This is a genomic window from Domibacillus sp. DTU_2020_1001157_1_SI_ALB_TIR_016 (assembly GCF_032341995.1).
GTDB lineage: Bacteria > Bacillota > Bacilli > Bacillales > Domibacillaceae > Domibacillus > Domibacillus indicus_A.
This window is the reverse complement of the sequence record NZ_CP135439.1, coordinates 922,215-935,284: the sequence shown is the minus strand read 5'-3', so window position 1 is coordinate 935,284 and position 13,070 is coordinate 922,215. Positions and strand designations below refer to the sequence as shown.

Sequence of the window (13,070 nt, the reverse complement as noted above, 5' to 3'; positions counted from 1 at the left end):
TTTCGAACTCTTTTCTAAATGCTGAATAAACTGCTTTTAGGAATTTACCTATTTATTGGTTTTGTTTGTTTCAGGAAGGAGTGCAGCCAGCTGCAGATACAGCTGCTTGTTTTGGCATGACCCGTACAAGATGCCAGTCCAGTGAGAAAATAGAAGGCGGGCGTTACCCGAGTGGATAGGAGCGGAACAGGAAAATGATTACCTTATTGGCTTTTCTGGCAGCCCTTTTCTTTGCACTCAATATCGGTGCAAGCGGAGCCGCTGCCTCCATGGGCATTGCCTATGGTTCTGGAGCGTTAAAAAACAGGCGGGTGGCATTGGTTATTTGCGGAATCGGCGTTTTGCTCGGAGCGGCTTTAGGCGGCGGCGAAGTAGCTAAAACCCTTGGTTCAGGGATTATTCCACAAGAATTGATCAGCATTCACATTTCCTTGATCATTCTTTGCTCGGCCGCTATTTCACTTTTTATCGCCAATATTTCCGGGATCCCGCTTTCCACAAGTGAAGTGACGGTTGGAGCGATTGTTGGCGTTGGGGTGGCGTACAAACAAGTATTTATCAGTACGCTATTGACGATTATGATATATTGGATTCTTATTCCAATTGTGGCCTTTTTTTTTCGCCTGGCTTTTAAATAAAGGGGTAAAACAAGCAGAGGCTCGGCTGTTGTTTTTAAAAAAGCCGAAATGGGTTAAAGTTTTGTCCGTCTTAGTGATCTGCACAGGATTTCTTGAAGCTTTTTCAGCCGGTATGAATAATGTTGCCAACTCGATCGGCCCGCTCGCCGCTTCCGGGCTGATCTCTATCGAAAACGGGATTGTGATCGGCGGACTATTTACCGCAGCGGGCGCGCTGCTGCTCGGTTCAAAAGTGATCGAAACAAATGGGAAAAAGCTGACCGACCTGAGTCTGCTTCAAGGAAGTGCGGTTTCTGGTCTCGGCGGGACACTGGTGATTATTGCTTCTCTATTCGGCATTCCTGTTCCACAGACCCAGGTGACCACATGCAGTATTCTCGGTATCGGCTTTTCGGAAGAAGGCGCAAAAATATTTCAAAAAGGCATTATCAGCAGGCTGCTGAAAGTATGGCTCGTGTCTCCACTTTTTTCTCTGGTTATTTCTTACAACCTCGTTAAGCTGTTTTTGGATTTTGATCTTTATGCCGTCATCGTGGGGGCTTCTGTTTTTGCAGCTACAGTTGGCTCGATCAGCTTGATTAAGCCGATCGGCCTTGCAAAGCCTGCTTTCCTAAAGGAAGGAAATAAAGTTAAATAAGCCGGATCGTTCAAAAATAAAGAAAGGACCGGAACACGTACATATCGTCCGGTCCTGCCAAGACAGGGAAGTCTTCAGTTTTTGATTTCCTTGACCTGAATAAATTTCATAACCACAAATAACATAATCAGCCCTAGTACGCCCGCTGTAATATACCCTGCATTTAAAAATTTTGCCATCACGATCGACATCAAAGGCGGTCCTGCTGCTACCCCGGCAAACCGGGATGCACTGAAAAAAGAGGTAATGGTGCCTCTTTCTTCTTTTTTGATGTTTTCTGTAACAATGGCATCCAGTACAGGCATAACAGCCCCAATCGCCATTCCCAGGATGCTGGTTACCACCAAAAGAAGGATCAGCTGCTTGCTGACAAAGCCAACAAATACCACACTAATGGATGTAACAATCAAACAAATAATAAGAATTTTCCTCATAGTTGGCAAATTCCCTTTGATTTTGCGCCCAACTGTAAACGCCACAATACAAAGCAGGAAAAGCGGAATCGCTAATATAAAGCCTTTTTTGATGTCAAAAATTTGATGTACTTTCTCCAAAATGTCCGATAGGTAAAATAACACACTGAATAATACCAAAAATACATAAAATCCTAAAAGAAAAACGGTGAAAAGCCATTTCCCTTCTTTTTTAAGGGTCTTTTTCGTATCACTGACAAATTCCTTGAATTTCTTTGGCTTTTCCTGCTTTCCTTTTGGCACTTTCACAAAGAAAAAAATCAACGCGATCGAGATTAAACTAAAAACAGAAATCGCAAAGAAGGGCAAAAACCATAAAAAGGCGGCCAGTACAGATCCGAGGATCGGACTTAACACTTTTCCAAATGTATTCGATGTTTCAATGGTCCCTAAACAGGCGCTTGTTTTTTCCGCATTGTCCTTGTAAAGATCTCCCACCAGCGGCAGGATAATAGGCATCGCTCCCGCCGAACCAATCCCCTGCAGAATCCGGCCGATAATAATCCAGGTATAGGGATCCGCCATTTTCCAGGAAGCAAATCCGGCAATGAGTCCCCCGATCAGGGCAAGAACCAAGCTGGGCAAAATAACTTTTTTTCGTCCAAGCCGATCCGATAAATATCCTGCCAGCGGAATTAAAAAAACAGCAGCAACCGAATAACTTGTGATAATCATACTGGATTGAAAAGAGGAGATACCCACCTTTTTTTCCAATATTGGTAAAACCGGAATTAGCATGGAATTCCCTAATGTCATAACGAGTGGAATGGAAGCCATACTTACAACGCACCATACACTTACTTTCTCAGCCTGTTTCCCCACATGCACACCCCGTTTAATGTTTTTGTGACAGCTCATTAAATGTATGGTCTCCTTGCGTATTCTTTTTATACAGTACCGCATACACTTTAAAAAGGAGGACGAGCACGCCATTTTATATGTAATTGGGGATGATTTTTTCTGAAAACCAAAAATAAAAGTTATGCTCCATTGACCTTCCGCGCTTTAGTCAGAAAGTATTTTTTAGTCAGTGTGGGAGCGGTTATGCAGGGCTTCGCTATGGGCGTGTTTTTATTCCCTAACTTTATTCCTTCCGGCGGCGGTGCCGGGCTGACTGTACTGCTGAATTACTGGCTGGATATCCCAATAAGCATTGCGCTGTGGCTTGTTAATTCTTCCATGCTTTTGTTCGCTGTTCACTATTTAGGGGGCATGAGTGCTTTAGGTACACTGCTCGGCATTACGATTACCTCTATTTCGGTCAACATCTTTAACGTATACGTAGAATCACCATTTTCAAATGTTTGGATGGATTTATTTTTTGGCTCCCTCTTTTTTGGTACAGGCGTATCCATTTTATTAAGGCAGGGAGTATCAAACGGAGGAGTTGGCGTCATCGCTTTAATTATTGCCAAGTATAGGCGTGTAAATCCCAGTAAACCGCTTTTTTGGATTAATGGTTTTATTTTCCTGATCACAGCTTATGCCATCGCTTGGGAAATTGTCGTCCAAGCCCTTATTTGTCAGTGGATGTCTACAAGAACCATTGGCTGGCTGTATACTGTTCCCCGCCCTAAAAACATCCTGACTTTTGATTTTATCTGGCGTAAAAAGTAATGGTTTGTTTTTATGCTTTGCATTTTTTTATCGCTTTACACAAAAAAGCCGGATCACCCTGTCGGCTGGTCCGGTTTATATTTAACAGCGGCTGCTTTTTTTATTTTGACGGTACATTGATGGCATCTGGATTATAGTAATTTGGTACCGTTCCATGAACAAGCCCCATCGCTACAGGCAGTGTTTGTTTGACGACTGTTGTATCCACCGCAAATGGAACGATAACTTCTACGCTGACTTCAAGTTCAATGTATACTTCTACATAAGCAGAGTTAATACCGAACGGCTCCACTTTTGTTTTGACATTCGATGTCACGTCCCCGATGGCATGAAAGCGAATCGGAATACGCGGTCCAAGATTTCCAAGAATAGCGTTATTTGTAATTTGTCCGAGCGGGATCGTGTAAGCAATCCCCTGCGCCCGTTCTGTTTCTTCCGTATCAATTTCGACACCTGAGATCTCTTCAAGTTCCGTTAAATTACCCGCTTCCGCTTTGTCCAGGTTTTCTTCGGCAAGATCGGTCACTTCGGCAAGCACCCTGTTGATCACTTCCGCGTTAAACGTCGTCGACCCTCCATCGCCTTTTTCAGTCGTCATGATATCTTTTATATCAAGATTTTCGGTAATTTCCTCACTGATCGCTTTTTGCAGAACCATTGAAGCAATTTTGCTCGTCTGCGCCTCAGCGAAGTTTAAAATGACTGGCTGAATATTCCGGTTGATCAGCCAAAGAACAAAAATAATGCCGGCAATAAACAAAATAACAACAGTTAAAAAGCGACGGCGGCCCGATGATGAAGCACGGCTTTTCCATTTCCTGCGCCTGCGCATAAAAAAACCTCCTTTTCCGCATTGTATGCGGGAAAGAAGGCTTATAGTTGCAGAAGCTTCCATTCCATAATATCGCGTAAAAATTCGGGCATGAAATACCGTTTGGATGAAGCACGATGCAGTTCCACAAAGTAATGGCCGTATGTAAACATATCAAGGGTTGCAACCTTGTACGTCCGCTTTATATCGATCGGCTCACCGTTAATGAAAATGTTTGGCTTATCGATCTCGATGCGGTCATACACAAATCGGCCCATGACGCTTCCGCGAAAACCGAGCCCTTTAATTTGCAGATGTGGCCATTTTTCATCACATGTCTGCCGGATGACTTCTGCCAGCTCCGCCCCTGTCAATTCGATTAAACAAGGGTTTATAGGATGAGGCAGCAGTTTATGCAGGTCGTATTTTGTGATATCCCCTGCCGGCAAATTCCCCAATACGACGCCTGCATTTAAAAAGGAGCAGTCGGCTCTGCACCACTCTGTAAGTGCTTCGGTCAGCATTTGAGGAAGCGGAGACGGCTTAAACCAATCACACCAAAGCTCTTTTTGAAGCCGTACAACCGGCACAGACAGGGCTTGTTTCCCCTTCTCTTCAAAGAGCGCCTGCTGCTTCTTTTCATCTGGCGGAGGTGTAAGCGACCGGTTTGTTTCATATACACGGGCCCGTTTCGCAGCTATGCGTCCGGCTTTATCGATATCCACTTCCACGTGGCCGGTAAAATAGCCATATTTGCCGGCTGCCGCCATCAATGTTCCATTTACTTCTTTTCCTTCATGAAACGTATGATGGGTATGCCCGCCTAGAATAATATCCGCTTCTGTTTCTTCCGCCAGCTTTTCATCATCATACATTCCAAGATGAGAAAGCACGATTACAATATCTGCTCTTCTTTTCAGCATCGCAATTTGCTTTTTCAGCTCATCAATAGGAAGAGTGACGCACCAGTCCAGAAGCTCATAAAAAGCGGTGTACTGTGCAGTCGCAGACGTAACGGCAATAGTGGTGCTGCCTGCTTGAAAAAAAGTATGCGGGACAACCCAGTCCGGCCGCCTCTCTCCGTTTTTTTCAAACAAGTTGGCGCAAACAACAGGAAAGCGGGCTTGCTCATACAGAGCGTTCAGCGCTTCTCTTGGCATCGTAATTCCTTCATTGTTACCAATCGCAGCCGCATCAAACCGAGATGAATTCAGCAGTTCAATATTGAAGGTGCCGAGCGTTCCTTCTGTTAACGGATGGGCCCGGTCCACATGATCGCCAATATCAAAAGCGAAAACGAACTCTCCGGCCGATTCATGCAGTTCCCGCTTTTCCTTTAAAAAACGGGCAATTCTCGGCCAATTTTCAAAATGGCTGTGTAAATCGTTTGTATGGTAAATATGTATCGTTTTTTCCATGTTCATTCCACCTTTAATAAATGCCCCGCCAAATCAAGCGGACACCAACCAAAATCAAAACGAGACGAAGCATTATCACAACGGTTTTTGACGCCAGGCGGGCATTCAGCCAGGCCCCAATTTGTGCCCCGAACCAGGCTCCGGGCACGAGCGCTGCTGCATAAAGCCAGTTTACGTTTCCAAGAAATACGTGTGTCACACTCGATACGCCTGCTGATAAAAAAATAAGCAGCATCGATGTAGCAACGGCTACATGCGGGGGAACCGCAAACAGCATAATCATGGCGGGCACCATTAGTGAGCCGCCGCCGATGCCGAATAAACCACCTAAAAAGCCGACCACAAATGAAGCGATCGTTCCGGTAATCGGCTCAATGGAATATGTATGAGTTCCTTCGTTGTCAGTAAATGTCCGGGTCAGACCGCGCGATGCAAACAGCGGCTTTGCCCGATTTTTCAACATAAGTACAAATGACATAAACACCATGAACAAGCCAAAAAACAAGCTGAACTGCTCCATGTTCAGCCCTTTATTGGCCCAAGCCCCAAGCAGGCTTCCCGGCGCGCTGCCAATAAATAAAAGAAAGCCCAATTTATAATCCACTTTTTTCTGTTTCATGTAAGCAAGGGTTGAAGACAAGCCGGTAATAATTAAGATAACCGACGACGTACCCACTGCTACTTGTGGGGAAACAGGGTCGAGCAGTGCCGTTCCGCCTAAAAAAAGCAGTGCCGGCACAATGATAATCCCGCCTCCAAGTCCGACAAGGGCACCGATTGCTGCTGCGAGCAGGCCGATGCCGAGTAAAAGAATCCATTCCATTCTACATACTAGCCTCCTAAAACAAATCGAGCTGGCGCGAAGCTAAATTGTCATATTGAATATCAGCTAAATGTAAGAATTGCTTCGCATTATCCGCGGCATCGCCGCCGGAATTATTGTTAAACAGCACGAAGACATCTTTTGACTGTTTATGGAGTTCATTCGTAAAATCAACCCACTGCCGCAATTCATGCTCATTGTAGCGATACAGATAGCGCACCTTGCGCCAATTTTTCTGACCGTTTTTCCGCCAGCCTGCCCGGTTACGTCCATGCAGGCGGACCAGCGTTTTTTCTTTGTTCGTTGCTTGAAGCACAATAGGAATTGAGCCTTCACCGGCCTGCGGCTCATCGCATACCGTATGAATCCAGTTCTCCTGTTCTAAAAAAGAAATCGTTTTATCAAAATACTTGGCTTCATACCAAGTTTGATTCCGAAATTCAATGGCAAGCGGTACGTTCCCCATTTTTTCCCGGCAATACCGAATATACGTCACGTTTTCACGTGTGCAGTCGAACCAGGGCGGAAACTGAAACAACACCATGGCGAGCTTTCCTGTTTCGAGCATTGGTGTGAGCGATAAGTTAAACGCGTGAAACATTTCTTCTTTCGAGTCAAACGGAATTTCGCCCCGTTCATGGCCGGTCATTCCCTGGTATGCTTTAACTACAAATCGAAAGCCGTCTGGCGTGTCTTCTGTCCACTTCCGCATGTTGCGCTCCGGCTGTACAGCATAAAAGCTGGAGTCAAGTTCAACGGTCGGGAAATGCGCTGCGTACTCGGTTAATTTATCGCGGGAAGCGACTCCTTGCGTGTAAAGTGTGTCATGATCTCCCCAGCCGGTTACCCCTGTATAAATCATCTCGTATCACCTCGTAGTAAAAGTGTAGCATAAGTAGGAAGGGCTGTGAATTTCAAGCATCTCAAATACCAGCTCTTTATTTTACTTTTCTTTCTCAAAAAGAAGATGGCATTCCAAAGATGCACTTCGTAAATCCAGCGTCTCTTTTCTTCTTTAAAAAAGCAGCTTGCAGTATGATTTCTTATTACCCTTTCTCCTTCTCATTGACTCCTCATTACTTTTTTCATTATTTGTAAATACTTTCATTTTACTCTGGCAATCAAAAAGACCAAACCACGCAGGTGGTCCGGTCTTGGAACAGCTGTGATACACTGTTTAACCGAATGAATTTAAGAATCGTACCAAGCCCTGGCAAGCATCGAATTCAACAACTTAAAAAATCCATCCGTACCCCAGCCTCTTTATTCATTCATTCCTTATTAGATACTATTTTACTTCAATAAGGGGCAGCAAAGGTCCCCCTCGTCTTTCCATCCATGTTTCCTTTAGTCGCCGACTCTTTCGCCATTAATATAATAAGCAGGCTCGGAGAAAGGAATAAACACGACTTCTATTTCATCAGCACCTGTTGACATAATATGTCTGGTAACAGACTGGGCGAATCGATCGCGAGCTTCCTGCCCGCGTTCAAACCATTTTACTTCAATAAGCGGGAAAGCCGGAATCTCTTCCCCATCAAATACAAACGTGGAATGAGGCACTTCGAACGTAAAATTATCTGTCCCGCATTCACAAATTTCTGCAAGCTCTTCTACTAATGGCTTGCTGATTCTTTTCATCTCCTCAATCGATACCCCTCGAATCACTAAGTGCGGCACTTGTATTCCCTCCATTATGTATGTTCATTTGTTAGCTCTCTGCTGAAAAGTTTATATCAAATCGCTCAAATAAAACAGCCCCTGATTTAGTACGTGAATGGAAAAGATTTAAGATGGTATCCCCCCCGAAATTTACATCATTTAACAGATTCTCTTATTCGCAAAACAATGCAAGATTATCTCAAAAAAGCCGGCGTTGAATATAGCAAAAGCACTCATGATTTAAATATACAGATGTGGTTCTGTTGCTTAAAACAGGGGAAAGCCTTAAATATACCTTAAATCGCCTGGAGCATAAGACCTTCGAGACAAGATTGAATACTTACCTTCGATACTATAAAAAATAAAAAAGACGAACTGGATAAGTCCGCCGCACACCTTTCAGAATGAAATCCAGTTGGACATGGTACATTCTTGGTATACAGCTGATTTATCACAGTTCGCCTTCTATTAAAAGCCTTATGAATAAGGGTTTTTCGGTATTAACCGATAGAACCTTCCATCTCAAATTTAATGAGGCGGTTCATTTCAACGGCATATTCCATTGGCAATTCTTTTGTGAACGGCTCGATGAAGCCCATAACGATCATTTCTGTTGCTTCTTCTTCAGAAATACCGCGGCTCATCAAGTAGAATAATTGCTCTTCAGACACTTTTGATACTTTCGCTTCGTGCTCAAGAGAAATATTATCGTTTAAAATTTCATTGTATGGAATTGTATCCGACGTTGATTTGTTATCCATAATAAGTGTATCGCACTCGATATTTGAACGGGCGCCTTCTGCTTTACGGCCAAAGTGAACGATACCACGGTACGTTACTTTTCCGCCTTGTTTCGAGATTGATTTAGAAACGATTGTAGATGATGTGTTTGGTGCAAGGTGAATCATTTTTGCCCCTGCATCCTGATGCTGTCCTTTACCGGCAAGTGCGATCGAAAGCGTCATACCGCGCGCGCCTTCGCCTTTTAGGATAACAGCTGGATATTTCATTGTCAGTTTAGAGCCGATGTTTCCATCTACCCATTCCATTGTTGCGTTTGCTTCACAAACGGCACGCTTCGTTACCAGGTTGAATACGTTATTCGCCCAGTTTTGAATCGTTGTATAGCGGCAGTATCCTCCCGCTTCAATTGCAATTTCTACAACCGCTGAGTGAAGTGAGTTTGTTGTGTAAACAGGAGCTGTACAGCCTTCAACGTAATGTACACTTGCATCTTTATCAACAATGATTAATGTACGCTCAAACTGGCCCATATTTTCTGAGTTGATACGGAAGTACGCCTGAAGCGGCGTATCCACTTTCACGCCCGGCGGAACATAGATGAATGAGCCGCCTGACCAAACAGCCGAATTTAGTGCAGCAAATTTGTTGTCTGTCGGCGGAATGATTTTCGCCCAGTACTTGCGGAAAATGTCTTCGTTCTCTTTCAAAGCAGAATCCGTATCTTTAAAGACGATTCCAAGCTCTTCCAAATCTTCTTTCATGTTGTGGTATACAACTTCAGATTCATACTGTGCTGAAACCCCTGCAAGATATTTTTGTTCCGCTTCCGGAATTCCAAGCTTGTCAAACGTTTGCTTGATTTCTTCCGGTACTTCATCCCATGATTTCTCAGAGCGTTCAGACGGTTTTACATAATACGTAATTTCATCAAAGTTAAGAGACGCCATATCGCCTCCCCATTGAGGCATCGGCATATTATAAAAATACTCTAATGATTTCAAACGGAAATCGAGCATCCATTGTGGTTCATCTTTCATTTTTGAAATTTCTTTTACGATTTCAGGCGTTAATCCACGTTCCGAGCGGAAAATTGATACGTCACGGTCATGGAAGCCATATTTGTAATCGCCAATTTCAGGGGCTTTTTTAGCCATGCTGCATTCCTCCTGTTGTTATGGCAGGCTGACGATAAACGCTCGCTTTCAGAGGCACCTGACGTTCGCGGCGTGATCCTCAGCCTGCTTTTTTATTTGTTCGTTATTTATCGTTTATTTCTGGTCCTGGAGTCCTTTTTCCATCGCTTTCCACGATAGTGTCGCACATTTGATGCGGGCCGGGAATTTTGCCACTCCCTGCAGCGCTTCAATGTCGTCAAGGTCTACATCGTCCGGATAGTCATTGCCGAGCATCATGTCAGAAAAAACTTTAGACAGCTTGATGGCATCCTCGATGTTTTTCCCCTTGATCGCCTGTGTCATCATGGAAGCAGAAGCCATGGAAATTGAGCAGCCTTCACCGTCAAATTTCGCGTCCGTGACAACCCCGTTTTCTACATTCATCGTCAAATGAATCCGATCTCCGCACGTTGGGTTATTCATATCAACAGTCACACTGCCGTCTTCAATGGCCCCTTTGTTGCGCGGATTTTTATAATGGTCCATAATCACCTGGCGGTACAACTGATCTAAATTATTAAAAGACATCTGAGAAATACTCCTTCGTTTTTAACAAACTGGCGGCAAGTCTGTCGATATCTTCTTCGGTATTATACAAGTAAAAGCTTGCACGTGCTGTGGCAGATACTTTGCACCATTTCATTAGCGTTTGTGCGCAGTGATGCCCTGCACGGACAGCGATGCCTTCCGCGTCAAGAACCGTCGCCACATCATGCGGATGAACATCATCTAAATTAAATGTTACCACACTTGCGCGGTCTTTTCCTCTTTTCGGACCGAAAACAGAAATTCCCGGAATTTCCGTTACTTTATCCATGGCGTACGCAGCAAGCTTATGCTCATGCTGCTCGATTGCATCCATGCCGATTTCTGTTAAGAAGTCGATGGCTGCGCCAAGCCCGATAGCTCCGGCAATAATCGGTGTGCCGCCTTCAAATTTCCACGGAAGTTCTTTCCATGTTGATTCGTATAAGCCGACAAAGTCAATCATTTCTCCACCGAATTCAATTGGTTCCATTTCCTCTAAAAGTGCTTGTTTTCCATACAATGCTCCAATGCCGGTTGGACCGCACATTTTATGGCCGGAAAAAGCAAGGAAATCACAGTCAAGCTGTGCGACATCAACTTTCATATGAGGAGCCGCCTGAGCTGCATCCACTACCATAACTGCTCCGTTTTCGTGAGCAATTTTCGTAATTTCTGCAATCGGGTTAATGGTACCGAGCACATTTGATACCATCATCACCGATACAATTTTTGTGTTAGGCGTGACGGTTTTTCGGACATCCTCTAAAGAAATGGTTCCGTCTTCCTGTAGAGGAATGTACTTTAAAGTAGCTCCTGTTGCTTTGGCAACCTGCTGCCACGGAATGATATTGGAGTGATGCTCCATCATCGTAATGACGATTTCGTCGCCTTCTTTTACGTTCGTACGCCCGTAGCTTTGAGCGACAAGATTCAATGCTGTCGTTGTTCCACGCAGAAAAACAATTTCCTTTGTAGAAGCCGCATTAATAAACTTGCGTACTTTTTCACGTGCGCCTTCATACAAATCCGTCGCCCGGTTGCCGAGCGTATGCACGCCGCGGTGCACATTCGAATTTGCATAACGGTAATAATGATCAAGCGCTTCAATCACCTGAACGGGCTTTTGGGAAGTGGCCGCGCTGTCAAGATAAACGAGTGGATGACCGTTCACTTCTTGATCAAGAATGGGAAAGTACTTTTTCAGTTCTTTCGCATTCATTGGCGAACTTTCCTTTCAATAACTCCTGTCAATTGCTTTTTCACATTTTCGATTGGCAGGTTGTTTACGACTGGTGCCAGGAAGCCGTGAATCACAAGGCGTTCTGCTTCTTGTTTCGTAATACCGCGGCTCATTAAGTAGTAAAGCTGAAGCGGATCAACACGGCCAACAGAAGCAGCATGTCCTGCTGTAACATCATCTTCATCAATCAAAAGGATTGGGTTTGCGTCACCGCGAGCTTTTTCACTCAACATAAGTACGCGTGATTCCTGCTCAGCGTTTGATTTTGAAGCACCATGCTCGATTTTGCCGATGCCATTAAAGATTGATTTTGCTTCATCTTTCATTACACCGTGCTTTAAGATGTAGCCTTCTGTATGCTTGCCGAAATGAACAACCTTTGTCGTAAAGTTCATTGACTGCTTGCCACGGCCGACCACTACTGTTTTTGTATCCGCAAAGGAACCATCGCCAATCAAGTTTGTCACATTTTCTGAAACGGTATTGCCATCATTCATGATACCGAGTGACCAGTCAATACGCGCATTTGGCGATGTAATACCGCGACGGTTCACGTATGTTGTCATATTTTCTGCTAATGTGTCAACGGCGCCGTATGAAACTTGTGCGTTATCGCCAGCGATCACTTCTGTCACGATATTCGCTACACCTTGCTCTGTTTTCACTGTGGAAATGTAGTTTTCTACATACGTCACCTTACTGTTCGCATCCGCTGCCACAATAACATGGTTGAACAGCGCAGCCTGCGCATCGTCATGAATGAAAACAGCTTGAATAGGTTCTTGAATTTCAACATTTTTAGGCACGTATAAGAATACACCGCCGTTTACAAGCGCTGCATGAAGAGCGGTTAATTTATGCTCATCTGCTTTGACCACCTGCTGCATAAAGAACTTTTGGAAAACTTCGCTGTGTTCTCTTGCGGCTGTTGAAAAATCAGTAAAAATGACACCTGCTTCTTTCAATTGAGCTGATACGTTTAAAATAGAAGGCGTATTGTTGCGCTGTACATAAATGTTTTGTGAAGCTGTTTCTTCACCAATAACCGCTTGTGCAGCCTGTGGCAGCTGAGTAAGCTGGGTATACGCTGCACTTTGTACGCTGTGTGCGCCAAACTCGGTAAAGTTCCATTTATCGATTTTCGTTTTATCCGGCTTTGGAAGCGGAAGATCCGCCGCCTTGTTAAACGCATCCAGACGAAGGTTTAACAGCCATTCTGGTTCGTTGTTTGTAGCTGAAAAATCGCGGATTGCTGATTCATCAACTGACCATTTTGTTTCTGTCATGTTTGCTCCTCCTATACG

The 13,070-nt window shown here is 44.3% G+C and carries 11 protein-coding genes and 1 pseudogene; 2 read left to right on the top strand and 10 right to left on the bottom strand.

Annotated elements, in window-relative coordinates; translation table 11 throughout:
• Positions 1-197 precede the first annotated feature (197 nt).
• A pseudogene (locus tag RRU94_RS12490) lies at positions 198-1,275 on the top strand (anion permease).
• 74 nt (positions 1,276-1,349) lie between these two features.
• On the opposite strand, the gene RRU94_RS12485 reads toward RRU94_RS12490, so the two are convergent.
• Entirely contained in the window at positions 1,350-2,606 is a 1,257-nt protein-coding gene (locus tag RRU94_RS12485; protein ID WP_315694627.1) for an MFS transporter, read from the bottom strand.
• Between the two features lie 132 nt (positions 2,607-2,738).
• Here RRU94_RS12485 and RRU94_RS12480 point away from each other — a divergent pair, with 132 nt between their 5' ends.
• A complete protein-coding gene (locus tag RRU94_RS12480) occupies positions 2,739-3,365 on the top strand; it encodes a YitT family protein (protein ID WP_315694626.1) in 627 nt (208 codons plus the stop codon).
• A gap of 100 nt (positions 3,366-3,465) precedes the next feature.
• On the opposite strand, the gene yunB is transcribed toward RRU94_RS12480, so the two are convergent.
• The 9 genes from yunB to sufD all read right to left on the bottom strand — a co-directional run bounded on the left by yunB (position 3,466) and on the right by sufD (position 13,052).
• Positions 3,466-4,197 carry a sporulation protein YunB gene (yunB, locus tag RRU94_RS12475; protein ID WP_315694624.1) on the bottom strand — a complete coding sequence of 244 codons (732 nt, stop codon included), beginning with the start codon at positions 4,195-4,197 and terminating at the stop codon, positions 3,466-3,468.
• 41 nt (positions 4,198-4,238) lie between these two features.
• A complete protein-coding gene (locus RRU94_RS12470) occupies positions 4,239-5,594 on the bottom strand; it encodes a bifunctional metallophosphatase/5'-nucleotidase (RefSeq protein WP_315694623.1) in 1,356 nt (451 codons plus the stop codon).
• Positions 5,595-5,607: 13 nt separating this feature from the next.
• The gene (locus RRU94_RS12465) at positions 5,608-6,417 is read right to left on the bottom strand and encodes a sulfite exporter TauE/SafE family protein (protein WP_315694622.1); all 810 of its coding nucleotides are present in this window, start codon (positions 6,415-6,417) and stop codon (positions 5,608-5,610) included.
• A gap of 16 nt (positions 6,418-6,433) precedes the next feature.
• On the bottom strand, positions 6,434-7,279 hold the full coding sequence (locus RRU94_RS12460) for a DUF72 domain-containing protein (protein WP_315694621.1): 846 nt from the start codon (positions 7,277-7,279) through the stop codon (positions 6,434-6,436).
• Positions 7,280-7,764: 485 nt separating this feature from the next.
• Complete coding sequence (locus RRU94_RS12455) at positions 7,765-8,097, bottom strand: DUF1904 family protein (protein ID WP_309088778.1); 333 nt, start codon at positions 8,095-8,097, stop codon at positions 7,765-7,767.
• A gap of 482 nt (positions 8,098-8,579) precedes the next feature.
• Positions 8,580-9,977 (bottom strand): Fe-S cluster assembly protein SufB, encoded by a 1,398-nt coding sequence (gene sufB / locus RRU94_RS12450; RefSeq protein ID WP_315694619.1) that lies wholly within the window; start codon positions 9,975-9,977, stop codon positions 8,580-8,582.
• Positions 9,978-10,091: 114 nt separating this feature from the next.
• The gene (gene sufU / locus RRU94_RS12445) at positions 10,092-10,526 is read right to left on the bottom strand and encodes a Fe-S cluster assembly sulfur transfer protein SufU (RefSeq protein WP_315694616.1); all 435 of its coding nucleotides are present in this window, start codon (positions 10,524-10,526) and stop codon (positions 10,092-10,094) included.
• Positions 10,516-11,745 (bottom strand): cysteine desulfurase, encoded by a 1,230-nt coding sequence (locus RRU94_RS12440; RefSeq protein ID WP_315694615.1) that lies wholly within the window; start codon positions 11,743-11,745, stop codon positions 10,516-10,518. Before RRU94_RS12440 ends, sufU begins: the two co-directional genes overlap by 11 nt.
• Positions 11,742-13,052, bottom strand: coding sequence for a Fe-S cluster assembly protein SufD (sufD, locus tag RRU94_RS12435; RefSeq protein ID WP_315694614.1), 1,311 nt, complete (start codon positions 13,050-13,052; stop codon positions 11,742-11,744). Before sufD ends, RRU94_RS12440 begins: the two co-directional genes overlap by 4 nt.
• Positions 13,053-13,070 lie beyond the last annotated feature (18 nt).